The organism is Stenotrophomonas maltophilia group sp. SKK55 (genome assembly GCF_057179845.1).
In genome coordinates, this window is the sequence record NZ_JBXUHP010000018.1 from 343,273 (window position 1) to 369,105 (window position 25,833).

A 25,833-nucleotide genomic window follows, 5' to 3' on the forward strand; every position below is an offset into this window, starting at 1 on the left:
CGGGCATCAGCCCTTCAACTGTGCCAGGATCTCGCGGGTCATCGGATCGGCAACCGCCACATCCTCGCCCTGCAGCGCCGGCAGCAGGCCACTGGCCAGCTGCTTGCCCAGCTCGACACCGAACTGGTCGAAGGCGTTGATGTTCCAGATCACCGACTGCACGTATACAGCGTGCTCGTACATGGCGATCAGTGCACCCAGCGCCTGCGGGGTCAACGCGTCGAGCAGGATCAGCGTACTCGGCCGGCCTCCCGGGTAGTCGCGGTGCGGATCTTCGCTGCCCTGGCCATTGGCCAGCGCTTCGGTCTGCGCCAGCAGGTTGGCCAGCAGGGCCTGGTGATTGATCGTGTAGGGATCATCGTTGTGCACGCAGCCGATGAAATCGGCCGGAACGATGCTGGTGCCCTGGTGCAGCGCCTGGAAGAAGCTGTGCTGCACGTCGGTCCCTGCCCCGCCCCACCACACCGGCACGGTGTCGACGGTGACCGGCTGGCCGTCGCGCTGCACGCGCTTGCCCAGGCTTTCCATCACCAGCTGCTGCAGGTAAGCCGGCAGCAGCGCCAGGCGCTGGTCGTAGGTCATCACCGCGTGCGTGGCATGGCCCAGCAGGTTGCGGTTCCAGATGTCGGTGAGGCCGTGCAGCACCGGCAGGTTGCGCTCCAGCGGTGCATCCAGCGCATGCGTATCCATCTGCGCGGCGCCTTCCAGCAGCTGTTCAAAACGTTCGAAGCCGATCGCCAGCGCGATCGGGAAACCCACTGCCGACCACAGCGAATAACGGCCACCAACCCAGTCCCACATCGGCAGCACGCGATCGGCGGCGATCGCGAAGGCCTTGGCAGCGCGCTCCGGATTGGCGCTGACCGCATACAGGCGCTCGCTGCCGCCCAGCCAGTCGTGCAGGATCTGGCCGTTGAGCAGGGTTTCCTGGGTACCGAAGGTCTTGGAGATCAGGATGCCGGCAGTCTTCGCCGGATCCAGCGTGGCCAGCGTGCGCTGCATGGCGGCGCCGTCCACATTCGACACGAAATGCACACGCAGGCGCGCACCGGTGACCGGGCGCAGCGCATCGGCGACCAGGCGCGGGCCGAGGTCGGACCCCCCGATGCCGACACTGACCACATCGGTCACGCCACTGTCTTCAAGCGCGCGCACCAGCACGCCCATGCGCTGGCGGATGCCGCGCGCGGTGGCATAGGCCTCGGCCGCCACCGGCGCATCGACCACGTCGCCACGCAGCGCGGTATGCAGCGCGGCGCGGCCTTCGGTCAGATTGACCTGCTCGCCGCGGAACAGGCGGGTGATGGCGCCGCCGACATCACGGTCGGCGGCCAGCGCCAGCAACGCCTGCAGCGCCGCGGCATCGTACTTCTGGCGGGCGAAGTTGACGTACAACGGACCGACCCGCAGCGCCAGGTCCTGCACGCGGCCGGGTTCGGCGGCGAGCAGGCTGGGAATGCTTGCGCCCTTCAGGCGCTGGGCGTGGGAATGCAGCGAGTCGAATCCGTTGTTCGTTGTCATGCGGCCTGGGTCGGGATCGTGTCGTTGGTGTGGGTGATCTGGTTGTTGCCATCAACGTACACCAGCTTCGGCTTGAAGCTGTCAGCTTCCTGCTCGGTCATGCTGGCGAACGCGGCGATGATGATGATGTCACCGACCTGCACGTGGCGCGCGGCGCCACCGTTGAGCGAGACAACGCCGCTGCCGGCTTCGGCGCGGATGGCATAGGTCGAGAAGCGCGCACCGTTGGTCACGTCCCAGATATGCACCTGTTCGAACTCGCGGATGCCCGTGGCAGCCAGCAGGTTGTCGTCGATGGCGATCGAGCCTTCGTAGTTCAGCTCGGAATGGGTGACGGTGGCGCGGTGGATCTTGGTCTTGAGCAGGGACAGGTGCATGGGGGGCGCTGCAACGGCAAAGGAAAGAGCGGATTCTAGCACCCGCACAGCGCGGGGCATTACGGCCGGCAACCTGTTCAGATAGGCGGTGAAACCGGGGGCGGATCCCTTTTCCCCTGGGAAAGGGATCTGACCCCATGCATCGCGCGGCACCGCCGGAACTCAGAACTCCAGGTTGTCGATCAGCCGGGTGGTACCCAGCCGCGCGGCGATCAGCGCCACCCGGCCGCCGCCGTCGAAGGTCGGCTCGGCCAGCTCCGGAGTGCGCAGCACCGCGTAGTCAACCTGGAAACCGGCCGCCTGCAATGCGGCAGTGGCCTCGGCCTCGATGCGTTCACGTGCCTGCCCGGCCACGTAGCCTTCGCGCATGCCCAGCAGGGTCCGGTGGATGGTGGTCGCGACCGGACGCTGTTCGGCGCTCAGGTACTGGTTGCGCGAGCTCTTGGCCAGGCCGTCCTCGTCGCGCACGATCTCGGCGCCGACGATCTGGACCGGGAACGACAGCTCGGCCACCATCTGCTTGATCACGGCCAGCTGCTGGTAGTCCTTGCGACCGAACACGGCCACGTCCGGCTGCACCTGCAGGAACAGGCGTGCCACCACCGTGCAGACGCCATCGAAGTGCCCCGGACGGCTCGCACCTTCCAGCACTTCACTCACGCCCGGCGCGTGCATGCGCGTGGTCTTGTCCACGCCCAGCGGGTACATCGCCTCGACGCTGGGCAGCCACACCGCATCGCAGCCAGCCTGCTCCAGCCCGGCCACGTCGGCCTCGGGCGTGCGCGGGTAGCGGCTGAAGTCCTCGTTCGGCCCGAACTGGGTCGGGTTGACGAAGATGCTCGCCACCACCTTGTCGGCGTACTGGCGGGCCAGGGCCACCAGCGAATGGTGGCCCCCATGCAGGTTGCCCATGGTCGGCACCAGCGCCACGCGCAGGCCCTCGCGCTTCCACTGGGCGATCTGCCCGCGCAGCGCGCCGAGCTCGTTGAAGGTCTGGATCATTGGGCGTAGGCGTGCTGTTCGTCGGGGAAGCTGCCATCGCGCACGGCGTCGGCAAACGCGCGGGTGGCACCGGCCACCGAGCCGCCTTCGGCAAGGAAATCCTTGACGAACTTGGGACGGCGATGGCCACTGTCCAGGCCGAGGAAATCGTGCAGCACCAGCACCTGGCCATCGCACTGCGGGCCAGCACCGATACCGATGGTCGGCACATCCACCGCAGCGGTCACTTCGGCGGCGACGGGGGTCGGCACGCATTCGAGCACCATGATGCTGGCGCCTGCGGCGGCCACCGCCCTGGCATCCTCCACCAGCTGGCGCGCAGCATCGCCGCGGCCCTGGATCTTGAAGCCGCCCAGGCGCAGCACCGATTGCGGGGTCAGGCCCAGGTGCGCGCAGACCGGAATCTCGCGCTCGACCAGGTAGCGGATGATGTCGACCTTGAAGCCGGCACCTTCGATCTTGACCATCTCGGCACCTGCCTGCAGCAGCTGCAGCGATGCATCCAGCGCGCGTTCCGGGGTGGCGTCGGCGCCGAACGGCAGGTCGGCCACCAGCAGCGCACGCTGCAGTACGCGGGCCACGGCGCGGGTGTGGTAGACCATGTCGGCCACGGTCACCGGCAAGGTCGAATCATGGCCCTGCACGACCATGCCCAGCGAATCGCCGATCAGGATCAGATCAACGCCATTCGCGTCGAAAGTGCGGGCGAAGCCAGCGTCGTAGGCGGTCAACATGACCAGCTTCTGGCCATTGCGCTTGGCCTCGGCCAGGGCGGGAACGGTCCAGGGCTTGCTGTCTGCGTGGGTGCTCATGTGCTGATAACCGGGGGAGATAACCCGGTCATTATCACCCTATCGGCGCAATCCCGCAGGCATCCACCCGCACCACTGCATCCCGCACGCTGCCATGACCGGGAATGGCCAGATCAGGCGCGATTTCGGCCAGCGGCACCAACACGAAGGCGCGCTCGTGCAGGTAGGGATGGGGTACCTGCAGACCGGGCTGATCGAGGACCTGCGTGCCATACAGCAGCAGGTCCAGGTCCAGCGCGCGCGGCCCCCAGTGCACCGCCGGATCGCGCACGCGGCCAAAGCCCCGCTCCAGCGCCAGCATCGCCTGCAGCAACTCATCGGCCGGCAAGGTGGTTTCGACCGCAGCCACGGCATTGACGAACGGCGGCTGGTCTTCATTGCCCCAGGCCGGCGTTGCATAGAGCCGCGAGGCCTGTCGCAGGCGCGTTCCCGGCAGGCCATCCAGCGCGGCAATCGCCGCGCCCACGGTCGCGGCCGCGTCGCCAAGGTTGGCGCCGAGGCCGATCCAGGCGAGGGTCATCGCTTACTCGCCCGCCGCAGCAGCACCGGGACGTCGACGGCGACGGCGGCGCTTGCGCGGTGCCCCGCTCTCGTCATCGCCGTCTTCACTGTGCATCGCATCCAGCGACGACTCCAGCTCGCGACCGGACTGCGCCTGTGCTTCGCGCCAGAACTCGACATCCACTGCATGCTCGGACGAAGCGACCTGGCGCAGGCTGAGGAAATCGAACGCGGCGCGGAAGCGCGGGTGGGTCAGGGTACGGAACACGCGCTTGCGCTGGCGCGAGCTGAAGCGCGACTGCAGCAGCCAGATCTCCTGCATCGGCAGCGAGAAGCGGCGCGGCAGCGCGATGGTGCTGAGCTGCTGCACGGTGACCCGGTCGGCGGCGCGGCGTTGCGCCTCTTCCGCTGCCACCCCCTGCTTGAGCAGGGTCGCCTGTGCGCGGCAGAACGCCGGCCACAGCAGCAACGCGAACAGGAACGCCGGCGAGACCGGCTCGTCGTTGGCCACGCGCGCATCGGTGTTGGCCAGGCCTTCGACCAGCATGCGGCGCAGCGCGCCGGTGCGGTTGGACTTCAGCGCCTTGGCGCTCTCCGGGAACAGCACGTCCAGCAGGCCGTAACGCTCAAGGCCTTCGAAGCTGGCCACGCCGTGCCCGGACAGGAACAGCTTGAGCACTTCCTCGAACAGGCGCGCCGGCGCGGCCTCGTTGAGCAGGCCGGCCAAGTGCGGGATGGGCGCGGCGGTCCCCTCTTCGATCTGGAAGCCGAGCTTGGCCGCCAGGCGCACCGCACGCAGCATGCGCACCGGGTCTTCGCGATAACGCTGCTCGGGATCGCCGATCAGTTTCATCAGGCGCGCCTGGACGTCTTCGAAGCCGCCGGTGTAATCACGCACCGAGAAGTCCTCGATGGCGTAGTACAGGGCGTTGCAGGTGAAGTCGCGGCGGATGGCGTCGTCTTCGATGGTGCCGTACACGTTGTCGCGCACGAGCATGCCGTTTTCCATCTCGCGGTCGCCGCTGCCGTCATCGCTGTTGGCACGGAAGGTGGCGACTTCGATGATTTCGCGGCCGAACACTACGTGGGCGAGGCGGAACCGACGACCGATCAGGCGGCAGTTGCGGAACAGCTGCTTGACCTGTTCGGGCGTGGCATCGGTGGCCACGTCGAAATCCTTGGGTTGGCCATTGACCAGCAGGTCACGCACCGCGCCGCCGACAAGGTAGGCGCCGAAGCCGGCATCGCGCAGGCGATAAAGCACGCGCAGGGCGTTCGGGCTGATGTCCTTGCGGGAGATCGTGTGCTGGTCGCGCGGGATGACGCGCAGGCTGAACGGTGATGTAGCAGGGGAAATGATGTTGGCGCTTCCGGTTGAAGTTTCGGGATTGCCCAATGGCATCGAGGTGCATATACTAGCGCTCCTGCCTCGGCAGCGACACAGTTACGCTCCCTTCGTCTAGTGGTTAGGACGTGGCCCTCTCAAGGCTAAAACAGGGGTTCGAGTCCCCTAGGGAGCGCCAGTCGCCGCAGCAGGAACCGAAAAAGCCCGCCTCGTGCGGGCTTTTCTGTTTTCCGGGGTTTGCATTGGCATCGGTCGGCCTGGTCGCAGTAGCGCCTCCCTGTCCCTGCGCGGGAGGGGGCGGGCCACCCTGGCCTGGACACGCAAAAGCCCATCCATGGTGCTCGATGGCGCCTTGCTCGCGTGCGCTGTCCTGCGCACGCGGCAAGACCAGGGTTGGGCTCCTGCCCAACCCGTCGGGCGCATGCGCCCAACCCCTGGCGCCAACGGTCCAGTCAAGGGTGACCCACCCCCTCCTGACAGTTTCCCGCGACGGCGGCACGAACAGCCTCGTTCCTCCGCAGCCAATTCAATCCCGACGCGCAGACCTGCGTCCGCCACCCGCAATGTGTCGAGAGGCTGCAGGCCAGCCGATCCAGGACCGTTGGCGCCATGGATGGCGCCATCGAGCCCCATGGATGGGTTTACGGCGTGTCCTGGATCGGCTGGCCTGCAGCCTCCCCACGGAGAAAGGAGGCGCTGAAACACGGGCCGGCCGTCAGCCTTCCATCTGCTCCAGCTCCTTGCCCTTGGTCTCGCGCACGTAACGGACCACGAAGACGATCGAGAGGATCGCCGCGACGGCGTAGATGCCATAGGCGCCGGCCAGGCCGATGCCGGCCAGCAGCATCGGGAACGTCACGGTGATCGCGAAGTTCGAGGTCCATTGCGCCGCACCCGCCACCGCCAGCGCCGGGCCGCGGATCTGGTTGGGGAACATCTCGCCCAGCATCACCCACATCACCGGGCCCCAGGACATATTGAAGAACACCACGTAGACGTTGGCTGCCACCAGCGCCAGCCGCCCCATGCCATCGGACAGCTGCAGGCGCCCATCGACAAGGCTGCCGCTGGCAAACGCCACCACCATCAGCACCAGCGCCACCGACATGCCGACCGAGCCGACCCACAGCAGCGGCCTGCGCCCGATGCGGTCGATCAGCAGCACCGTCAGCAGGCAGGCACCGATGCTCAGCGCGCCGGACAACACGTTGATCAGCAGCGCGTCGCTTTCCGAGAAACCCACCGCCTGCCACAGCACCGCGCCGTAGTAGAACACCACGTTGATGCCGACCAGCTGCTGGAACATGGCCAGGCCGATACCCACCCAGAGGATCGGGCGCAGCTTGCCGGTGGCCTTGTTGCGCAGGTCGCCGAAGCGCGGCTTGTGCTGGTCCTGGGCCAGGCTCGCCTCGATCTCGGCCTGCTTTGCGGTGGCCGCGGCCTCGCCGTACAGCCGCGCCAGCACCGCCCTCGCCTGCCCCTGGCGCCCCTTCAACACCAGGAAACGGGGGCTTTCCGGGATCACCAGCAACAACAGCAGGAACAGCCCCGAGGGCAGCGCCTGCATCCAGAACATCCAGCGCCAGGCCTCATGGCCCAGCCACAGGGGCTCGGTCGAGGCGCCGGCGGCACGCGCCAGCAGGTAATTGCTGAGGAAGGCCGCAAACAAACCGCAGATGATCGCCATCTGCTGCACCGTGGCCAGCCGGCCGCGGTAACGCGCCGAGGCGACTTCGGCGATGTAGGCTGGTGACATCACGCTGGCCGCGCCCACCGCGAAACCGCCCAGCACGCGGGCGGCGATGAACAGCCAGGACGCGTGGGCCGCGCCGGCACCGAGCGCCGAGACAAGGAACATCAGCGCGGACACGATCAGGACACCGCGGCGCCCCAGGCGATCACCCAGCCACCCGGCCAGGAAGGCGCCGATCGCGCAGCCCAGCAGCATCGAGGCGACTTCGAAACCGAGCGCCGCCTCACTGGAGTTGAAGGCCTGGCGGAGGCCATCGACCGTGCCATTGATGACACCACTGTCGAAACCGAACAGGAATCCACCAAGGGTGGCCACGCAGCTGATCAGGACGATGAATGCAGTGTTCTCACCGCCATGGGGCGCGGTGCTGGGCTGGGTTTGGGACATGGACGATCCTGCTGGGAAGGGAGTCCGGCCACGGTGAGCGACCGAGTGCCCCGCAGCGTCGCACAGCCCCCGCCGTGCCGCCAATCACTCCCACGGTCGCGCCTGCCAGACGCCCGTTTTCCGCCCCGCGCCGACACCGGGGGCCAACCTGTTCTAGAATTGGCGGGTTCAGGAATCGATCCACCCCCAAGCCCATGCCCTTTGTCGTCACCGAAAACTGCATCAAGTGCAAACACACCGATTGCGTGGAAGTGTGCCCCGTGGATTGCTTCCACGAAGGCCCGAACTTCCTGGTGATCGACCCGGATGAGTGCATCGACTGCACCCTCTGCGAGCCGGAGTGCCCGGTCAATGCGATCTTCCCGGAGGACGATGTTCCTGCCGGACAGGAAGGCTTCGTTGCCCTCAACGCCGAGCTGGCGAAGGAGTGGCCGGTGCTGACCGTGCGCAAGGACCCGCCCGCCGACGCCGGCGAATGGGATGGCAAGCCGGACAAGCTGAAGCTGCTGGAGCGCTGAGAAGCGCCTGCTGCGACAACGAAAAAGGGCGCCTTGGGCGCCCTTTTCCATTTCCGGTAGCGCCGGGCCATGCCCGGCGGATCCTGGGCCGCGCTTCAAGCTCGCCGGGCATGGCCCGGCGCTACCCAAGGCGGGTGCGGACCAAGGCCCGCAGCCACCCGACCAGCCCTTACTGGGCGAGCTTCGCCTTCAGTGCGGCGATCAGCTTCACCGGCGCTTCGGCGGTGGCCGGCAGGCCACGCGGGTCAACCGCGGAGATGTAGGCGCCGGCATCGACGGCCACTACGCGGACCAGGAAGTTGCTGCCCTCGTAGGCCACGTCGTACGAACCCAGCAACTGCGCGCGGCTGGCGATGGTCACGCCCTCCACGCCTTCCAGCGCGGTACCGACCTTGGCGAAGGCTTCATCCTTGCCACCGGCAATGGTGAAACCGGTGCTGCCGGCTGCCGGAGCCGCAGCAACCGGCGCCGCCGGCTTGGTGGCCGAGGCCAACGTCGGCACCTTGTTGTCGGTGGTGGCATTGGGCAGGTTCAGGTCCGGCGGCACTTCCAGCGGACGCATTTCCGGGGCCAGGGCGTAGTCGCCCTTGGCGCCGCGCTTGAAGCAGCCGGTGGTGCCGGCAGCGACCGCCACAGCAAGCAGGGCATAGGACAGCACGCGGACGGTGGAAACGGATTGACGCATGTGAATCTCCTGGGTCAGACCAAGACGGAAGGTCAGTGGCTGGAAAGGGCTTCGAGGGCGGCGATGTCGCCGGCAAGATGGTCGGCAGCCGGATGATGCGCTGCCGACAACGGCAGCAGTGGCAGGCGCAGGTCGTGACCGATGCCGATGCGGCGCAGCAGCGCCTTGACCGGGATCGGGTTCGGTTCGACGCCGCAGAAATCATGGAAGGGATGCAGGCGCGCATCCCACGACGCGGTGGCTTCGTGGTCGTGTGCGGCGGCCAGCTCGCACATCCGGCGGTAGGCACCGGGAAGCACGTTGGAACCCACTGAGATCAGGCCGTCGATACCGGCCTGGATCGAACGCGCGGCCGTACCGTCGTCACCGCTGAGCACGGCGAACTGTGGGCTGCGCAGAGCGAGCAGCGCCTGCACCCGGCCGGTGTCACCCACCGCCTCCTTGATGCCGACGATGTTGGGGTGGCTGGCCAGCTCGGCCACGGTCTCAGGCTGCATGTCGCAACCGGTACGGCCGGGCACGTTGTACAGCACGACCGGCAGCCCGCCCTGGTCGGCCACCGCACGGTAGTGCGCGATCAGGCCGGCCTGGGTGGGGCGCACGTACGGCGGCGTGACCACCAGCGCGTGGCTGGCGCCGAGGGCGGCGGCACGACGGGTCTGTTCGATGGTCTTGGCAGTGCCCGAAAGACCGGTACCGGCCATGACCGGAATGCGGCCGCCGATGCGCTCGACCGCGCTGGCCAGCAGCAGGTCGTACTCGGCGTCGGTGAGGGTTGCCGCTTCGCCGGTAGAGCCGGCTACGACAACACCATGGACGCCACCTTCCAGTTGCAGGTGCAGCAGGCGCTGCCAACCGTCGGGATCGAGGGCGCCGTCGGCCCGGAACGGGGTCGCCAGCGCGGTGATGAGGCCGGAAAGGGACAAGGACGTGCTGCTCTTGGCTGGGAAGGGAAAACGCCCGCCACGAAAGGCCGGGGGCGACTTGAATGTTACTTGCGGCGCGAAAGCACGGGCAAGTATGCTGGACACCGGTGGATCCCCGCCTCTGGCGGGCATTCAGACTAACGCATGCATTACCCGGAATCGCCTTGACCGACACCACCCCGCGCCCCGCGCCGAGCGAAAACCACCTCCTGATCAACGCCTATACGACGCATCCGGAGTCCCCCCTGCTGTCCGTCACCCGCCGCATCGCCGACAGCGGCTGCAATCTGGTGGATGCACGCCTGGCCACGGTCGGCCGCGATGTCTCGGTCACCGCCCTGGCCACCGGCTCCTGGGACTCGGTGGCCAAGCTTGAGGCGATGCTGACCCGGCTGGAGCGCGAGGAAGGCCTGAAGCTGGTCTGGTACCGCACCGCCGCCAAGCAGGCGCAGTCCAACCTGCTGCCGTACATCGTCGAAGTGATCGCCGCCGACAAGCCGGGCATCCTGTTCCAGCTGGCCGACTTCTTCGACCGCCAGGGCATCACCATCGAGAACCTGCAGAGCACGCGCTACCGCGCCATGCAGACCGGCGCGGAAATGTTCAGCGCACAGGTCACCATCGGCGTGCCGGCCAACATGCATATCGCCGCGCTGCGCGACGATTTCCTCGAGTTCTGCGACCACCTGAACCTGGACGCGATCATGGATCCGATGAAGTTCTGATTCTTCGCGCGTCTCTCACGGGCGCGTGGCGTTTCATGTAGCTGTAATGGCAAGAACCCAGGCTCGACAGAAGGACCTCATGAACAACGGCGACACCCTGGACAGCACCACCCTCTCCCTGCCGCTGGCCCTGTCCGGCGGCGACCAGGCCACCCTCGGCGACTATGCCGGCCAATGGCTGGTGCTGTACTTCTATCCCAAGGACAGCACCCCGGGCTGCACCACCGAAGGCATCGACTTCAACGCCCTGCTGCCGAAGTTCAGGAAAGCCGGCGCCGTCGTGCTGGGCGTCTCGCGCGACTCGGTGAAGTCGCACGACAACTTCTGTGCCAAGCAGGGCTTCAATTTCCCGCTGGTCAGCGATGGCGACGAAGCGCTGTGCACCGCCTTCGACGTGATCAGGATGAAGAACATGTACGGCAAGCAGGTACGTGGCATCGAACGCAGCACCTTCCTGATTTCCCCCGACAGCCGCATCGTGCAGTCCTGGCGCAAGGTCAAGGTTGCCGGCCATGCCGATGCCGTTCTCGCCGAACTGAAGGCCTCCCAGTCCAAGTGAGTCCCACTGCCTACTGTGTCTGCCATCACCCTGCCCCGCAGCAGGCCGTGGTGGTTTTTCCCTGTCCGTAACCAGGAATCGACGATGACCCGAGGCAAGCGCATCTACGTGCTGGATACCAACGTGCTGATGCACGATCCGACCGCGCTGTTCAAATTCGAGGAGCACGACATCTACCTGCCCATGCAGGTGATCGAGGAGCTGGACAACGGCAAGAAGGGCACCTCCGAAGCGAGCCGCAACGCCCGCCAGGTGAGCCGCTTCCTCAACGAGCTGGTACAGGAATCCGGCCTGGACAACCTGGCCGACGGCATTCCGCTGCAGCGCCCCAACGGCCTGCAGCTGCGCGGCAAGCAGAGCGCCGGCAAGCTGCGCTTCCAGACCAGCCATTTCGACGCGGGCAAGAGCTTTGGCAAGGTCATTCCGGACAATGCCATCCTCGGCGCGATCCTGGCCCTGAAGGAAGAAACCCCCGACCTGCCGGTGGTGTTCGTCTCCAAGGACATCAATCTGCGGATCAAGGCCGCCATCGCCGGCATCGTGTCCGAGGACTACGAGAACGATCGCGCGCTGGACGATTTCAGCCTGCTCTACACCGGCGCTACCGAGCTGCCGGAAGACTTCTGGAAACGCCACGGCGACGACCTGCGCAGCTGGAGCGACAAGGGCCGCTCGCATTACGAAATCCAGGCGCAGGACGGCGAGGAGTGGTATCCGAACCAGTACGTCTACCTGCCGGGCGAGGATGAAGTCGAGCTGCGCGTCAGCCGCGTGGTCGGCGATGGCAAGGTGGTGCTGTCGCTGGTCGATGATTTCCGCCACGGCAGCCACGCCGTGTGGGGCATCAGCGCACGCAACCGCGAGCAGAACTTCGCCCTCAACGCACTGATGGACCCGGAGATCGACTTTGTCACGCTGCTGGGCACCGCCGGCACCGGCAAGACCCTGCTGGCACTGGCCGCCGGCCTGGCGCAGACAATGGACCAGCAGCGCTACCGCGAGATCATCATGACCCGCGCCACGGTCAGCGTCGGCGAAGACATCGGCTTCCTGCCCGGTACCGAGGAAGAGAAGATGACGCCGTGGATGGGCGCGTTGACCGACAACCTGGAAGTGCTCACGCACAACCAGGAAGGCGGCACATGGGGCCGCCAGGCCACCAACGACCTGCTGGCCAGCCGCATCAAGATCCGCTCGATGAACTTCATGCGCGGCCGCACCTTCCTGTCGCGCTACCTGATCCTGGACGAGGCGCAGAACCTCACCCCCAAGCAGATGAAGACGCTGATCACCCGGGCCGGCCCCGGCACCAAGATCGTCTGCCTGGGCAACGTCGAGCAGATCGACACCCCGTACCTGACCGAGACCACTTCGGGCCTGACCTACGCGGTGGACCGCTTCAAGAACTGGCCGCATAGTGCGCACATCACCCTGCGCCGTGGCGAGCGTTCGCGCCTGGCCGATTACGCTTCGGAGGTGTTGTGAACCGCTGCACGCGCCTGTTGTTGCCCACGGCTGCGATCACCCTCGCCGCCGTGCTCGGTGCCTGTACGACCACGCGCGGCCCGGCCAGCGTGCCCACCGCCGAGCGCACCGGCCAGTCCTGGGTGGTCACCCGCCCGATCATCGCCGCGCAGGTGCTCGACACCTGCTCGCGCCCCAGCCCCGGCCGCGAGGCCGGGCGGGTGTCGGGCTACTGGGCGCCCAGCCGGCAGCAGGTCGACCAGCTGGAGGCGAAGCTGTCGTCGCTGGAAGCGCAGGTCCCGAAGGTGCTGGGCTTCGACCGCCAGTACGTCGGCATCGAAAGCGCCGGCAAGCGGCTGATCTACATCAACGCCTTCCACCTGCCCGACGACAGCGGCATCAATCCGGCCCGCGAAGCGATCCGCGTCTGCGATGGCGGCGCACAGTTCTGGGGCGCCGTGTTCGACCCGGCCAGCAACACCTTCAGCGAGCTGCAGTTCAACGGCGGCTTCGGCGGGCCCTGAGGGGCCTCGCCGATGGGAATACGCCTGCCCACCTGGGTCTGGATCGGCGCGGTCGCACTCTCGTGCGTGGCCGGCATGGTCAACGTGGTCGGCTTCCTCGGGTTCGAGCATCAGGCGGTCAGCCACATGACCGGCAGCACCAGCCAGCTCGGCATGGCATTGGCCCAGGGCGACTGGCGCGCGGTCGGCCACCTGTGGGGCCTGCTGATCGCGTTCTCGCTGGGCGCGATGCTCAGCGGCCTGCTGATCCAGGACAGCACCCTGCAGCTGGGCCGGCGCTACGGCGTGGCACTGGCGCTGGAATCGGCTCTTTTGCTGGTGGCCATTCCGCTGTTTGAAAAGCACCAGATCTGGGGCGCACTGGCGGCCGCCATGGCCTGCGGCCTGCAGAATGCAATGGCTACGACCTTCAGCGGCGCGGTGGTACGCACCACCCATCTCAGCGGCATGTTCACCGATCTCGGCATCGGCCTGGGCCACCTGCTGCGCGGGCTGCCGCTGCAGGTACGACGACTGACCCTCAGCGGCCTGATCATCAGTGGCTTCCTCGCCGGCGGCGTGATCGGCGCCTGGCTGTTCGTGCGCTGGCAGTACGACGCCCTGCTTGCTCCCGCCCTGCTCACCGGCCTGACCGGCCTGGGCTATGTGGTGTACCAGCAGTGGGCGCGTTGGCGGCATTGAGGGCCGCGCTGCGGGGGTCAGTTCCCTTTTCCTGCGGAAAAGGGATCTGACCCCATCTACCGGCAGTGACGCTACCGCCTTTGCGGTGACCACGGCACAATCGCCTGATGAGCCCGACCACTCCCGTATCCGCCCTCACCATCGCCGGCTCCGACTCCGGCGGTGGCGCAGGCATCCAGGCCGACCTGAAGGCCTTTGCAGCACATCGCGTGCACGGACTCTCCGCGATCGCCGCACTGACCGCACAGAACACCCGTGGCGTCATCGCCGTGCACGTGCCGCCGATCGATTTCCTGCGTGCACAACTGGATGCCTGCTTCGATGACTTCGACATCCATGCGGTGAAGCTCGGCATGCTGGCCAACACCGAGGTGATCAATGCCGTCGCAGATGCGTTGGAGCGCCATCGCCCGCCACACGTAGTGCTGGACCCAGTGATGGTCGCCACCAGCGGCGCGCGCCTGCTGGAAGACAGCGCTCTGCAGGCCATGCGTGAGCGGCTGATCCCGCTGGCCACGCTGATCACGCCGAACACGCCGGAAGCGGAGCTGCTGGCCGGACGGAAGATCGGCAACGGCGATGACGCCGAACAGGTGGCCTCCGCCCTGCTCGACCTGGGTGCCGGTGCGGTGCTGCTGAAAGGTGGCCACCTGCAGGAAGGCAACCGCGTAATCGACCGCTACTTCGACGGCGTGAGCAGCGAAGAATTCATCCACGCCCGCCTGCCGCTGGATGCACACGGCACTGGCTGCACGCTGGCCTCGGCCATCGCTGCACAGCTGTGCAACGGCCTGAGCCTGGCCAACGCCTGCGAAGCCGGCATCGACTACGTTGCGCGCGGCCTGCAGCAGGGCTATGCCCCCGGCCGCAGCGAGGTACTGGTGCTCGACCACTTCGGCGCGGCACCGCACGCATGAACCTGACGCCGGCCCTCCTTCCAGTGCAGTGCAACGACGGGCATCGCTACGAAGTGATGGCCTGCATGCCCGCACAGCCCATCGCCCGCTTGTTGTGGCTGCCAGCGCTGGGTGTGGCCGCGCGCCACTACCTGCCGCTGGCACAGGCGCTGGCAGCGAAGGGCGTGGCGGTCTACCTGCATGAGTGGCGCGGCAACGGCAGCAGCTCACTACGCCCGTCGCGCGCGCAGGACTGGGGCTATCGCGAGGTACTCGAGCAGGATCTGCCGGCCAGCCAAGCGGTCATGGCGGCCGCAGACGAGGAAGCAGGCCCCCTGCCCTGGATCATCGGTGGCCACAGCCTGGGCGGGCAGCTGGCCTGCGTGCACGCCGGCCGCAACCCTCTGCACTTCCATCACTTGTGGTTGGCGGCCAGCGGCTCACCGTTCTGGCGTGGATTCCCGCCACCGCGCGGCTGGCTGCTGCCACTGGTCTACCGCTTCCTGCCGTGGATCGCGCAGCGCCAGGGCGTGCTGCATGGCCGTCGTCTCGGCTTCGGTGGCACCGAAGCACGCGGACTGATCGCCGACTGGGCGCGCGTCGGCCTGAACAACCACTACGCTGCCGCGGGCATGGGTGAAGACCTCGACGCTCAGATGACGCGCGTGCACGGCAGCGCACAGGCCGTACTGATGGAACACGACTGGTTGGCTCCGACCGGATCGATGCAGGCGTTGCTGGCAAAGCTGCCGAATGTGGACGCGAAGCTGCGCGTGCTGTCCGCGCAGGAACTGGGCACGCGCGCCGATCATTTCGCCTGGCTGAAGGCACCGGATGCCGTGGCGAACAGCTTTTTCATTCAGTTGGATGAAAATTTTCACAAAACTGTTGACGGTGTGCGCCGACATCCGCATAATTCCGCTCCTGTCGCAGGGCGCCCGTAGCTCAGTTGGATAGAGTACCTGGCTACGAACCAGGCGGTCGGGAGTTCGAATCTCTCCGGGCGCACCACTCGACAGGTTTTCAGCATCCGCCGCTGAAAATGCAGTAAAATTAGGCAGTAAGTTGATTGTGTACCGCGCGCCCGTAGCTCAGTTGGATAGAGTACCTGGCTACGAACCAGGCGGTCGGGAGTTCGAATCTCTCCGGGCGCACCATACACAGTCGGCACAACAAGTTTATGTAATTGGCGCCCGTAGCTCAGTTGGATAGAGTACCTGGCTACGAACCAGGCGGTCGGGAGTTCGAATCTCTCCGGGCGCACCATTACACCAAAACAGCAGGCCTCGGCCTGCTGTTTTTTTATGTGTGTTTTTTCGGCAGGGCTGCGCCCTGCACCTGCAGATGCTTCAAGCCAAGGCAACGACAACGGCAACAGCAAAAGCTGGCATTCCGTGCTTTGGCGGGGCGGTGTCGGAGTGCGGGGACGCCGCAAGTACGTCCCTGTAGGCTTGGCAGCCGCATCCATGCGGCTGACACCCCGCACTCCGACACCGCCCCACCTTCGACAGGTTCACGCGGCTGTTGGTAGGTGTCGACCTTGGTCGACACATCTGTCAGATATCGAGTGAATTCATCCACGCATGGCATGGATCTATCGTGTCGACCAAGGTCGACACTTACCAGAGCAGTACGCCGTTCCGACAGATCGCGGAAAACTGTCGAAGGCGGGGTGGGTCCGGTTGCGGGGGCGTGAGCCGCATGGATGCGGCGACCGAGCTTACATGGGTGAGGGCGCTTTGCTTGCGAAGCATTGCTTCGCAAGCGCCCGAACGCACAGCCGCCAGCGGCTGGGCCGGGCCCCGGAGGGGGACTTGCAGCGGCCCCCGCAACCGGACCCACCCCGCCTACCCTCAGGAAACCAGCTTCTGCTGTTGCTTGGTTTTTGCTGTGGCCGTTGCCTCTGCGGGTGCAGGGCGCAGCCCTGCCAACCCCCTACCCCCTGGCCATTGCCTGCCACCACTGCGCCATCAGCTCCGGCCTGCGTAGACGCTCGCGCCACCAGCGCAGTGCCGCGCCATCCTCACCGGTGCGCCAGGCCAGCCAGAACGTTTCCTCCGGCTTGTGTTCCTCCACCTCACGGATCACCAGCTGGCCACGCGCCACAGCAGCGCGCGCGCATGGCTCGGGCAGGAAGCCGAAGCCCACCCCTTCGCACTGCAGCTTCAATTTGCTGGCCATGTCTGGCACGGTCAGCATCTCCTGCCCCATCAACAGGCCCACCGTGCGCGGCAGCAGCCTGCGCGCCGAATCGGAAACGGCGATCGCGCAATGCTCGACCAGCTGCTCACGGCCCAGCACGCCCTGCACGTTGGCCAACGGATGATCGGGTGCCACCGCGAACACGAACGCCACCGTGCCCAGCGGCTCGACCACATAGCCGCCACCACTGGGCCCTTCGCCCGGCGCGCCGACCAACAGGTCGGCACGGCGGTCGAGCAGAGCCTCCCAGGTGCCGGACAGGGCCTCGCCGATCAACCGCAACCGGGTTGGTGCCTCGGCCTCACGGAATGCGGCGATGTCCGGCCCAAGCAGCCAGGTCGGGAACACCGAGTCCACCGCCAGGGTCAGTTCGGTCTCCCAACCCGACGCCACCCGGCGCACCCGCAGCTCCAGCTCGCGGGCCGCGCGCAGCAGGTGTCGGCCTTCGTCCAGCAGCGCGCGCCCGGCCTCGGTCAGCTCTGCACGTGGGCCGACCCGGTCGAACAGCTGCACGCCCAGATCCTCCTCCAGCTTGGCCACGGTATAGGAAATCGTCGAGGGCACCTTGTGCAGGGCCTTGCCGGCGGCGGCAAAGGAGCCACGGCGGTCGATGGCATCCAGGATCTGCAGGGCATCGAGGCTGAGCTTGAGCATTCGAATTTTTCGATGATGGTCGTCAAAACTATCCGTTTTTCAAACCTCGGACGCAAGCGGATACTTCTCTCCAACGGGGAAACACAGCGGTCACTGGCCCACCCCGCCCCATCGAAACCATCGAACAAGGAGATTCCCTCATGCTGCAGATCCGCAAGAGCGCTACCCGTGGCCTGGCCGAGCATGGCTGGCTGTCCTCGCGCCATACCTTCTCCTTCGCCAACTACTACGACCCCCGTTACGTCAGCTTCGGCCCGTTGCGGGTGATCAACGAAGACAAGGTGATCGGCGGCCAGGGCTTCGGCACCCACGGCCACAGCAACATGGAAATCATCTCCTACGTGCTGGGCGGTGCACTGGAACACAAGGACTCGATGGGCACCGGTTCGGTGCTGCGCTACGGCGACGTGCAGCGCATGAGCGCCGGGAGCGGCGTCACCCACAGCGAGTTCAACCACTCGGCCGACGAGACCGTGCACTTCCTGCAGATCTGGATCTTCCCGGACACCGAGAACATCGTGCCGTCGTACGAAGAGACCCACTTCTCGCCGGACAGCAAGCGCGGCCAGCTGCGCCTGATCGCTTCGCCGGACGGCGCCGACGGTTCGCTGCGCATCCACCAGGATGCCCGCATCTTCGCCACCATTCTTGATGGCAGCCAGAAGCTGCATCACGCCCTCGGCAACGGTCGTGGCGCCTATGTGCAGGTGGCGCGTGGCCAGCTGCAGGTCAACGGCATCACCCTGGAAGCCGGTGATGCGCTGCAGGTCAGTGACGAAGCCCAGCTGACCCTGGAAAACGGCAACGACGCCGAAGTGCTGGTGTTCGACCTGCCGCTGTAAACACGCCCTGTCCTGAAGACGTGGCCCGGCGATGCGGAAAGGCATCGCCGGGCCCGCTGCGCCTGATGGACGGCCCGCAATCGTATTCGGCCTTCGGTGACCCGAATGCCCCTTGCCCGATGCGACTGGAAACGCTTTCATGGCAGTGTTTATCCGGATCCGCTCTCGCATGACGCCTTCATCTCCGCGTGCCCAGCAGCACGCCACCCGTGCCGCCTTCTTCATTCCTGGATTCGCCACCGCCGCGTGGGCGCCGATGGTGCCTTACGCCAAGGCCAAGGCCGGGCTGACCGACGCCAGCCTCGGCGCCGTGCTGCTGTGCCTCGGGCTCGGCTCGCTGCTGGCGATGCCGCTGGCAGGTGCACTGACGGGGCGGTTGGGTTGCCGCCGGGTGATGGTGATCACCTGCGCGATGATGCTGTGCGCCCTGCCCTTGCTGGTGCTGGCACCCTCGCCGGTGTCGCTGGGCGCGGCGCTGTTCGTGTTCGGTGCCGGCGTCGGTGCACTGGATTGTGCGATGAACATGCAGGCGGTGGCGGTCGAGCGCGATGCCGGGCGCGCGATGATGTCCGGCTTCCACGCCTTCTACAGCATCGGTGGATTCGTCGGCGCTGGCTGCATGACCGGGCTGCTGATCCTCGGCACGCCGCTGTGGCTGGCCGCGCTGGTTTCGGTGGTGGCACTGCTGCTGGTTGCGATGCTGTCGGCGCCGCATTGGCGTCCGCAACGGATCCTGCACGAAGGCCCCTTGCTGGCACTGCCGCATGGCGTGGTGCTGTTCATCGGCGTACTGGCCTTCGTGGTGTTCCTCGCCGAAGGCTCGATGCTGGACTGGAGCGCCGTGTTCCTGGCCGAAGTGCGGCAGGTGCCGCGTGACCAGGCCGGGGCCGGCTTCGCGTTGTTCACCCTGGCGATGACGGCAATGCGCCTGTTCGGTGACGGCATCGTCGAGCACCTCGGCCGCACCCGCACCCTGGTCTTTGGCGGTATCACGGCCGCGGCAGGCTTCACCCTGGCCACACTGGTGCCCTCGTTTCCGGTGGCGCTGGCCGGCTACGTACTGGTCGGGCTGGGCTGCGCCAACATCGTGCCGGCGCTGTTCTCGATGGCAGGCCAGCAGCGGGTGATGCCGGAAAGCATCGCAATCACTGCCGTGACCACACTGGGTTACGCCGGCATCCTCGCTGGCCCGGCTGCGATCGGCGCCGTGGCGCACGCCACCAGCCTCGGCTTTGCCTTCCTGTGCGTCGCCGTACTGCTGCTGGGCGTAGCCGCCTCCGCCCGCTCACTGGCCCGACGCGTGGCCTGACAGAAAAAGGGGACGGAGGGGATTAAGTCGCATCTGCCCCGAGTGTGCTGCAAACGACTTAATCCCCTCCGTCCCCATTTTTCAGCCATGTGCCAGCCATTCGGCCTGGGCCGGCAGCTGTGGGGCTGGGCACGTGCTCTGCGGGTGGTGCTCGTCACGCGCCATCCAGTCGTCGACCACGCCGGCCAGCAGGTCCAGCCGCAGCGGCAGGGTGATGTGGTCCTCGCCGCGCATCTCGATGTAGTGCGCGCGCGGGTTGGCCTGCGCAAGCTGCCGGCCCTGGCTGACCGGAATATGCTGGTCACCCTGCCCGTGCAGCAACAGCACGCAGGCGCGGGTATCGGCCAGCGCACGCGCGACGTCGACGCGGTCCAGATCGACATCGATACGGCGGCTGGCGGCGGCGATCACCTGGTTGATGTCCTGGCAGCCGTAGCGCCAGCGCGCGTAGGAGGCGACCGCCTGCGCCTTCAGGCCTTCCGGCTGCAGCCCCATCAGGTGCGGAATCATCGTGCGGATCGCTACACCGGCATTGGCGAACGATTCCATCGCCACCACGCCTTCCACCTGGTCGCCGAGCTTGTCGGCGGTGAACACCGCCGTGGCCGCACCATAGGACACACCGAACAGGTACAGCGGGCCGGTCACTTCGCCGCGCGCGCGCAGCTCGCCGATGACATCGACCACGTCATCCGATTCATAGGTGCCATAGCCGGACGGTCCTGCACCGGACTGGCCATGGTTGCGCAGGTCGAGCGTGACCACGCGGTAGCCGGACTCGGCCAGCTGCAGCGACCATGGCAGCATCGAATCACCGTTCATCATCCAGCCGTGCAGCAGCACTACGGTGCCGCGCGGCGTCTGCGCACGGAACGGCTGCGGCACCGCCAGGCTCAGGCCGGTATCCAGCGGCAGGCCGTTCTCGTGGCGCTGCGGCAGGTAGTGGTAACGCGCGCCGTAATCGCCGGGATCGAACACACGCCAGAAGATCGGCACGCCATCGCGGCCCGGCGCGAAGCCATGGCGGTTGGGCAGTTCGGCGATGGCCGCGGCGATGCGCGGGCGATCGAGCAGGGTCGATACACCACCTGGCGCGATCAGCCTGTCGGCGAGCGAGGTGGACGAAGCATTGATGGAGGAGGAGCATGCAGCCAGCCACAGGCCGGCGCACGCCAGCAACAGCAGCAGCAGGCGCTTCATATCACGTCATAGGGATGAATCAGACAGGCTGGGACGTTAACGCCCCGATAGACCGGTCATCTATCGCGCGCGGATGACGACTTGATGACAGCGCAGGAACGATTCAGCTTGGTGTAAAAGCTGTATCCGTTCAGTCATTGATCCGGATCAATGAACACGCGCGCGGGATTGCCCACAGTGCCGCCATGCGCACCTCGTTCAAGCTCGCCATTGCCCTGGCCGCCACGTTGGCCGCCGCCTACGGCATCGCCCGCAGCACGCCCTACTGGTTCGCATCGCGACAGACGGCGCAGGTCGACATCCACGACCCGGCGCTGATCGCACAGGGGCAGTACCTGTCGCGCGCCGCCGACTGTGCGGCCTGCCACACCGCGCCGGGCGGCAAGCCGTTCGCCGGTGGCCTCGGCATGCAGACGCCGATGGGCACGATCTACTCGACCAACATCACCCCCGATCCGGAAACCGGCATCGGCGCCTACAACTATGCCGACTTTGAACGCGCGGTACGTCGCGGCATCCGTCACGATGGCCAGCCGTTGTATCCGGCAATGCCGTACGCCTCGTACGTGGTTACCCGCGACGCCGAGATCAAAGCGCTGTACGCCTATTTCATGGGCTCGGTGCAGCCGGTGAAGCAGGACAACGCCGACAGCACGATTCCATGGCCCGCCAACATGCGCTGGCCTCTGGCATGGTGGCAACTGCTGTTCGCACGCCCACGCAGCTTCAGCCCGGATCCGTCGCTGGACACCGGCCAGCAGCGTGGTGCCGAACTGGTGGAAGGCCTGGCGCATTGCGGTGCCTGCCACACGCCACGCGGGCTGGCGTTCCAGGAAAAGGCGATGGCCGATGATGGCAGCCGCCAGTTCCTGTCCGGTTCGGTGCTGGAAGGCTGGTACGCGAAGAACCTGCGCAACGAATCGACCGGCCTGGCCAGCTGGAGCGAAGGTGAGATCGTCGATTTCCTGCGCACTGGCCGCACCGAACGCTCTGCGGCTTTCGGTGGCATGGCCGACGTGGTCGAGCACAGCACGCAGTACCTGTCCGACGCGGACCTGCTGGCGATGGCGCGCTACCTGAAGCAGCTGCCCGCCCGCGAAGGTCGCAGCGCACAGTGGTCGCCCGGCACCGACACCACCACCGCCGCACTGCGCAGCGGCGACTACCGCGTGGCCGGTTCGCTGGCCTATGCCGAGCACTGCCAGGCCTGCCACCGCGCCGACGGCCGCGGCATGCCTCGCGTCTATCCGGCCCTGGCCGGCAACTCGATCGTGTTCGCTGACGATCCCAGCTCGCTGGTGCAGGTGACCCTGATCGGCGGCCGCACGCCACAGACCCCGCACGACCGCATGGCCTTCACCATGCCAGGCTTCGAGCAGCTGCCGAATGCGCAGCTGGCACAGATCCTGACCTTCATCCGCAGCAGCTGGGGCAATCAGGCCAGCGCAGTGAGCGAGGTCGACGTGGCGCGTATGCGCCGGGTGGTGCGCGACAAGCCGGTGCACTACGTTCCGCAGGAGACCGCACAATGAAGCGTTCGCGCACGCGTTCCCGCCTGCTGATCGGCAGTGCGATCACCATCGTGCTGCTGGCCGGCGCCGGTACCCTCGCTTACCGTCATCTGTACCCGGATCTGGATGCCGCCGTGACCGGCACGATCGATATCCTCGATGCACAGGGCAAGGTGGTCGGCCACTACCACGCGCCCAGCGCCGAAGAAATCGCCGGGCTCGGCAATGCCGAGTCGGTGATGCTCGGCCGCCGCCTCCTCAACGAGACCGCACGGCTGCTGCCGGACAATGTCGGCAACGATCTGAACTGCAACTCGTGCCATATGGCCGAGGGCAAGCGTCCCTTCGGAAACCACTACTTCAACACAGGTGGCGGCGCTTATCCGCGTTACATGCCGCGGCCTGGCAAGGTGATCGGGTTGACCGAACGCATCAATGGCTGCCTGCAGCGTTCGATGAACGGCAAGCCGCTGCCGAAGGACGCGCCACAGATGCGCGCGATGCTTGACTACATGGCGTGGCTAAACAGTGCAGTGCCGGACGGTGCAAAAGTCGCCGCGCCAAGCGAAGGGCCCATCGACAGCACGCTGGCCCCGGATCCGATCCGCGGCCAGGCGCTGTACGCCGCGCAGTGCGCTGCCTGCCACGGCGACAACGGCGAAGGCCGGCGCGACGCCAGTGGTGACATCGCCTTCCCGCCGCTGTGGGGCGACCACAGCTTCAACATCGGCGCCGGCATGGCGCGCCTGTACAAGGCGGCCGGTTTCGTCAAGCACAACATGCCACCGGCAGTGACCCGCGAACCTCCGCTGGGGCAGCAGGTGATGCCCGACCAGGATGCGGTGGACATCGCCAGCTACTTCATCAACCAGCCGCGGCCGGACTTCGCCAACAAGGGCAAGGACTGGCCACGCGACCCGAAACCCAAGGACGCGCGGTACTGATGCCGGCAGCAGGTGCCGGCCGTCGCACAACACGATTCCTGCATCGCCACGTCATGCCGATGTCATTGGCACTGCCGACACTCCGGGGCTTCCCTCTTCTGAAGGTCCGGTCTCGATGCGAACGTCTGCGCGCTTTCCCCGTGTCTCGCTGCTTGCCCTGCTGATCGCCCCCGCACTGGACGCCCTGGCCGAAGCACCGCAGGGCGAGACTGCCGAAGCGCGCAGCAGCGATGCGCGAACCCTTGACCAGGTACAGGTGATCGGCCAGGCCACCAGCTACGCCAAGACGGCGGTGCGCGCGGAAACGCTGAACCGGCAGACCGTGATGAGCAGCGTCAACGACGCGCTCAATGAAGTGCCCGGCGTGGTGGTCAGCGAAGCCGATGCCACCGGCTCATCGGTGTGGGGCACGCAGATCAGCATGCGTGGCTTCGTCACCAACCGCGACACACAGCAGATCGGCACTACCATCGACGGCCTGCCCAACGGCGGTTCGGGTTACGGCGGCGGCTCGCTGGCCAACCGCTACATCGACACCCTCGATCTGGAGACAGTGGAAGTCAGCCAGGGCACCGCTGATATCTCCTCGCGCTCGAACGAAGCGCTGGGCGGCACGCTCAACTTCCTCACCAGCGACCCGCTGCAGGACAGCCGCCTGCGTTTCGTGGTCGGCGCCGGTGACAACGAGGCGCGCAAGTACTACGTGCGCTACGACACCGGCCTGCTCGGCGGCCACACCCGCGCCTGGGTCAGCGCCTCCTCGTCGAAGGTGCATGACTGGATCGACGGCACCGGGCACGCCAGCAACGACCACATCGCCGGCAAGTTCATCACCGAACTGGATCGCTGGACCCTGACCGGCTACCTGTCCTACAACGATGCGGACGAGCCGGAATACACCAGCGTCTCACCGAAGGGCTTCGCCACCAATCCTGATCGTGACAACCTGGTCGGCACCCTCACCGGCATTCCCTACCTGGACCAGAACTACCGTTCCGGCTCGCGTGCGCTGCGCGAGAACACCTTCGGCTACCTGCGCGCGGCCTTCGACGGTGGCAACGGCTTCAAGGCCTCGGTGGCGGCTTACGGACACCGCATGGAAGGTCGTGGCGACTGGCTGCCACCTTACCTGGCACAGGTCAGCGACGATGGTGCCGGCCGCCCCGAATCGGAGTACATCGGAGGAAAGACCGTGTACGGCGGCAGCAACCGTGGCCAGATCTTCTTCGTCAATCCCGACGGCAGCGCCGCGCAGCGCCTGGCCAACTGCACACCGCGGCTGGGTTTCACTGCCGAATATGATCCGAACTGCTACGCCGGCAACGTGCTGGGCGCGCAGTCGTATCGCCACACGCACTACGACAACGACCGCATGGGCGTGACCGCCGACGTCGAGTGGCGGCAGACCTTCGGCACGGTCGACAACACGATCCGTGGCGGCCTGTGGGTGGAGAAGCTGGACCGATCGGCACGCCGCGACTGGCATCGCCTGGTCAACGTCGGCCAGGATATCGCCTTCGACCATCAACCGTACTGGGTACAGTTCGAGGACAAGTACAAGGTTGACGAGCAGATGTACTACGTCGAGGACGTGGCGCGCTTCGGGCCGTTCAGCGCACGCCTGGGCGTGAAGCAGTTCTTCGTCGACCAGTCGCGCCGCCGCGTGATCGGTGCCAGCGAGCACGTCAGATCCGATTCCAGGTCCGACCCGCTGCTGTCCACCGGCTTGACCTGGGCGCCGGGCGTGGAAGGCATGGAGCTGTTCGCCGGCTTCTCGCAGAACTTCGCCGCGATTCCTTCCGGCGTGCTCGGCGAGACCGACCCGCAACGCTTCCGCAACGTCGAGCCGGAGACCGCTGACAACATTGAAGTGGGCATGCGCATCAGCCGCTGGCCGCTGACCGCCTCGGTCACGCTGTACAACATCAAGTTCGACAACCGCATCGTCTACCTGCCGGCCGGCTTCGTCAGCGGCATTGACTACCTGGGCGAGACCGACGGTGTCTACGAGAACTTCGGCGGCGTGGAAAGCAACGGCCTGGAAGCGGCGTTCGGCTATGGCTGGGACAACGGCTGGCGCCTCAACGCCGCCTATACCTACAACCGCTCCAAGTACCTGGGCAGTGGCGATGCCGCGCGTGATACCCAGCTGGGCATCGTCGACGGCGCCAAGGTGATCGGCCAGCCCGAACAGACCCTCGTCCTGTCGGCGGACTGGCAGGGTGAGAACTGGAACTTCGGCCTGTCCGGCCGTTACCTGGGCACGCGCTATCTCGACGCCGCCAACGTCAACAAGCTGCCGTCGGCCACCGTGTTCAACGCCAACATCGGCTTCGACCTGCAGGGCCTGTCGCCGCGCCTGAAGGGCATGGGCGCCAACCTGGTGGTGAGCAACCTCACCGATAAGCGGTATCTTGCAGGGGTGGACGGCCGCGACAACGCCTTCATCGGCGCTCCGCGCACCGTCGGGATCTCTTTCCGCGTGGACCTGTGAG

At 66.6% G+C, this 25,833-nt stretch carries 24 protein-coding genes and 4 tRNA genes; 17 read left to right on the plus strand and 11 right to left on the minus strand.

The window, feature by feature from the left end:
- Nucleotides 1-6 precede the first annotated feature (6 nt).
- The 6 genes from pgi to pcnB all read right to left on the minus strand — a co-directional run bounded on the left by pgi (nt 7) and on the right by pcnB (nt 5,609).
- Nucleotides 7-1,521 carry a glucose-6-phosphate isomerase gene (gene pgi, locus AC2A1N_RS10570; protein ID WP_242893896.1) on the minus strand — a complete coding sequence of 505 codons (1,515 nt, stop codon included), beginning with the start codon at nt 1,519-1,521 and terminating at the stop codon, nt 7-9.
- The gene (gene panD / locus AC2A1N_RS10575; protein WP_006432456.1) at nt 1,518-1,898 is read right to left on the minus strand and encodes an aspartate 1-decarboxylase; all 381 of its coding nucleotides are present in this window, start codon (nt 1,896-1,898) and stop codon (nt 1,518-1,520) included. Before panD ends, pgi begins: the two co-directional genes overlap by 4 nt.
- Nucleotides 1,899-2,060: 162 nt before the next feature.
- On the minus strand, nt 2,061-2,900 hold the full coding sequence (gene panC / locus AC2A1N_RS10580) for a pantoate--beta-alanine ligase (RefSeq protein ID WP_061480289.1): 840 nt from the start codon (nt 2,898-2,900) through the stop codon (nt 2,061-2,063).
- On the minus strand, nt 2,897-3,712 hold the full coding sequence (panB, locus tag AC2A1N_RS10585) for a 3-methyl-2-oxobutanoate hydroxymethyltransferase (protein ID WP_014646749.1): 816 nt from the start codon (nt 3,710-3,712) through the stop codon (nt 2,897-2,899). Before panB ends, panC begins: the two co-directional genes overlap by 4 nt.
- A gap of 34 nt (nt 3,713-3,746) precedes the next feature.
- A complete protein-coding gene (folK, locus tag AC2A1N_RS10590) occupies nt 3,747-4,232 on the minus strand; it encodes a 2-amino-4-hydroxy-6-hydroxymethyldihydropteridine diphosphokinase (protein WP_061480291.1) in 486 nt (161 codons plus the stop codon).
- 3 nt (nt 4,233-4,235) lie between these two features.
- Nucleotides 4,236-5,609, minus strand: coding sequence for a polynucleotide adenylyltransferase PcnB (gene pcnB / locus AC2A1N_RS10595; RefSeq protein WP_429001064.1), 1,374 nt, complete (start codon nt 5,607-5,609; stop codon nt 4,236-4,238).
- Between the two features lie 52 nt (nt 5,610-5,661).
- Between pcnB and AC2A1N_RS10600 the strand changes: the two genes are divergently transcribed.
- Nucleotides 5,662-5,736 (plus strand) — tRNA-Glu (locus AC2A1N_RS10600).
- A gap of 537 nt (nt 5,737-6,273) precedes the next feature.
- On the opposite strand, the gene AC2A1N_RS10605 is transcribed toward AC2A1N_RS10600, so the two are convergent.
- Nucleotides 6,274-7,698 carry a sugar porter family MFS transporter gene (locus AC2A1N_RS10605; protein WP_242893889.1) on the minus strand — a complete coding sequence of 475 codons (1,425 nt, stop codon included), beginning with the start codon at nt 7,696-7,698 and terminating at the stop codon, nt 6,274-6,276.
- 194 nt (nt 7,699-7,892) lie between these two features.
- Here AC2A1N_RS10605 and fdxA point away from each other — a divergent pair, with 194 nt between their 5' ends.
- Nucleotides 7,893-8,216, plus strand: coding sequence for a ferredoxin FdxA (gene fdxA / locus AC2A1N_RS10610; RefSeq protein WP_005409054.1), 324 nt, complete (start codon nt 7,893-7,895; stop codon nt 8,214-8,216).
- Nucleotides 8,217-8,385: 169 nt separating this feature from the next.
- Here the strand turns inward: fdxA and AC2A1N_RS10615 are convergent, their stop codons facing one another.
- On the minus strand, nt 8,386-8,901 hold the full coding sequence (locus tag AC2A1N_RS10615; RefSeq protein ID WP_005416115.1) for a hypothetical protein: 516 nt from the start codon (nt 8,899-8,901) through the stop codon (nt 8,386-8,388).
- Nucleotides 8,902-8,933: 32 nt separating this feature from the next.
- Nucleotides 8,934-9,827 carry a 4-hydroxy-tetrahydrodipicolinate synthase gene (gene dapA / locus AC2A1N_RS10620; RefSeq protein ID WP_061480294.1) on the minus strand — a complete coding sequence of 298 codons (894 nt, stop codon included), beginning with the start codon at nt 9,825-9,827 and terminating at the stop codon, nt 8,934-8,936.
- A 164-nt stretch (nt 9,828-9,991) separates the two neighbouring features.
- Here dapA and AC2A1N_RS10625 point away from each other — a divergent pair, with 164 nt between their 5' ends.
- From AC2A1N_RS10625 to AC2A1N_RS10670, 10 genes are all read left to right on the plus strand, one after another.
- A complete protein-coding gene (locus AC2A1N_RS10625) occupies nt 9,992-10,552 on the plus strand; it encodes a glycine cleavage system transcriptional repressor (RefSeq protein WP_005409051.1) in 561 nt (186 codons plus the stop codon).
- A 79-nt stretch (nt 10,553-10,631) separates the two neighbouring features.
- Nucleotides 10,632-11,111, plus strand: a complete 480-nt coding sequence (locus tag AC2A1N_RS10630; protein WP_005416113.1) for a peroxiredoxin — start codon at nt 10,632-10,634, stop codon at nt 11,109-11,111.
- A gap of 84 nt (nt 11,112-11,195) precedes the next feature.
- Nucleotides 11,196-12,596: a PhoH family protein gene (locus AC2A1N_RS10635; protein WP_005409049.1), complete on the plus strand. Its 1,401-nt coding sequence runs from the start codon at nt 11,196-11,198 to the stop codon at nt 12,594-12,596.
- Nucleotides 12,593-13,099, plus strand: coding sequence for a hypothetical protein (locus AC2A1N_RS10640; protein WP_111201579.1), 507 nt, complete (start codon nt 12,593-12,595; stop codon nt 13,097-13,099). The genes AC2A1N_RS10635 and AC2A1N_RS10640 overlap by 4 nt, the downstream gene beginning before the upstream one ends.
- 12 nt (nt 13,100-13,111) lie before the next feature.
- Nucleotides 13,112-13,780 (plus strand): YoaK family protein, encoded by a 669-nt coding sequence (locus AC2A1N_RS10645; RefSeq protein ID WP_242893886.1) that lies wholly within the window; start codon nt 13,112-13,114, stop codon nt 13,778-13,780.
- Nucleotides 13,781-13,887: 107 nt separating this feature from the next.
- Nucleotides 13,888-14,697 carry a bifunctional hydroxymethylpyrimidine kinase/phosphomethylpyrimidine kinase gene (thiD, locus tag AC2A1N_RS10650; protein ID WP_180870287.1) on the plus strand — a complete coding sequence of 270 codons (810 nt, stop codon included), beginning with the start codon at nt 13,888-13,890 and terminating at the stop codon, nt 14,695-14,697.
- Nucleotides 14,694-15,620, plus strand: coding sequence for an alpha/beta hydrolase family protein (locus tag AC2A1N_RS10655; RefSeq protein WP_061480297.1), 927 nt, complete (start codon nt 14,694-14,696; stop codon nt 15,618-15,620). The genes thiD and AC2A1N_RS10655 overlap by 4 nt, the downstream gene beginning before the upstream one ends.
- Nucleotides 15,611-15,687, plus strand: a tRNA-Arg gene (locus tag AC2A1N_RS10660). The genes AC2A1N_RS10655 and AC2A1N_RS10660 overlap by 10 nt, the downstream gene beginning before the upstream one ends.
- Before the next feature lie 69 nt (nt 15,688-15,756).
- Nucleotides 15,757-15,833, plus strand: a tRNA-Arg gene (locus AC2A1N_RS10665).
- A 32-nt stretch (nt 15,834-15,865) separates the two neighbouring features.
- A tRNA-Arg gene (locus tag AC2A1N_RS10670) sits at nt 15,866-15,942 on the plus strand.
- A 669-nt stretch (nt 15,943-16,611) separates the two neighbouring features.
- On the opposite strand, the gene AC2A1N_RS10675 is transcribed toward AC2A1N_RS10670, so the two are convergent.
- Nucleotides 16,612-17,532: a LysR substrate-binding domain-containing protein gene (locus tag AC2A1N_RS10675; RefSeq protein ID WP_242891852.1), complete on the minus strand. Its 921-nt coding sequence runs from the start codon at nt 17,530-17,532 to the stop codon at nt 16,612-16,614.
- 140 nt (nt 17,533-17,672) lie between these two features.
- Between AC2A1N_RS10675 and AC2A1N_RS10680 the strand changes: the two genes are divergently transcribed.
- Nucleotides 17,673-18,374 carry a pirin family protein gene (locus AC2A1N_RS10680; protein WP_242891854.1) on the plus strand — a complete coding sequence of 234 codons (702 nt, stop codon included), beginning with the start codon at nt 17,673-17,675 and terminating at the stop codon, nt 18,372-18,374.
- A gap of 169 nt (nt 18,375-18,543) precedes the next feature.
- Nucleotides 18,544-19,683 carry an MFS transporter gene (locus tag AC2A1N_RS10685; RefSeq protein WP_151354883.1) on the plus strand — a complete coding sequence of 380 codons (1,140 nt, stop codon included), beginning with the start codon at nt 18,544-18,546 and terminating at the stop codon, nt 19,681-19,683.
- 81 nt (nt 19,684-19,764) lie between these two features.
- Here AC2A1N_RS10685 and AC2A1N_RS10690 read toward each other — a convergent pair whose 3' ends face one another.
- A complete protein-coding gene (locus tag AC2A1N_RS10690; RefSeq protein ID WP_242891856.1) occupies nt 19,765-20,883 on the minus strand; it encodes an alpha/beta fold hydrolase in 1,119 nt (372 codons plus the stop codon).
- A 185-nt stretch (nt 20,884-21,068) separates the two neighbouring features.
- On the opposite strand from AC2A1N_RS10690, the gene AC2A1N_RS10695 reads away from it, so the two are divergent.
- From AC2A1N_RS10695 to AC2A1N_RS10705, 3 genes are all read left to right on the plus strand, one after another.
- Nucleotides 21,069-22,415: a c-type cytochrome gene (locus tag AC2A1N_RS10695; RefSeq protein WP_242891858.1), complete on the plus strand. Its 1,347-nt coding sequence runs from the start codon at nt 21,069-21,071 to the stop codon at nt 22,413-22,415.
- Nucleotides 22,412-23,338: a c-type cytochrome gene (locus tag AC2A1N_RS10700; protein WP_242891860.1), complete on the plus strand. Its 927-nt coding sequence runs from the start codon at nt 22,412-22,414 to the stop codon at nt 23,336-23,338. The genes AC2A1N_RS10695 and AC2A1N_RS10700 overlap by 4 nt, the downstream gene beginning before the upstream one ends.
- Nucleotides 23,339-23,453: 115 nt before the next feature.
- Complete coding sequence (locus AC2A1N_RS10705; RefSeq protein WP_242891862.1) at nt 23,454-25,832, plus strand: TonB-dependent receptor domain-containing protein; 2,379 nt, start codon at nt 23,454-23,456, stop codon at nt 25,830-25,832.
- The last annotated feature ends 1 nt before the right edge of the window (nt 25,833 follow it).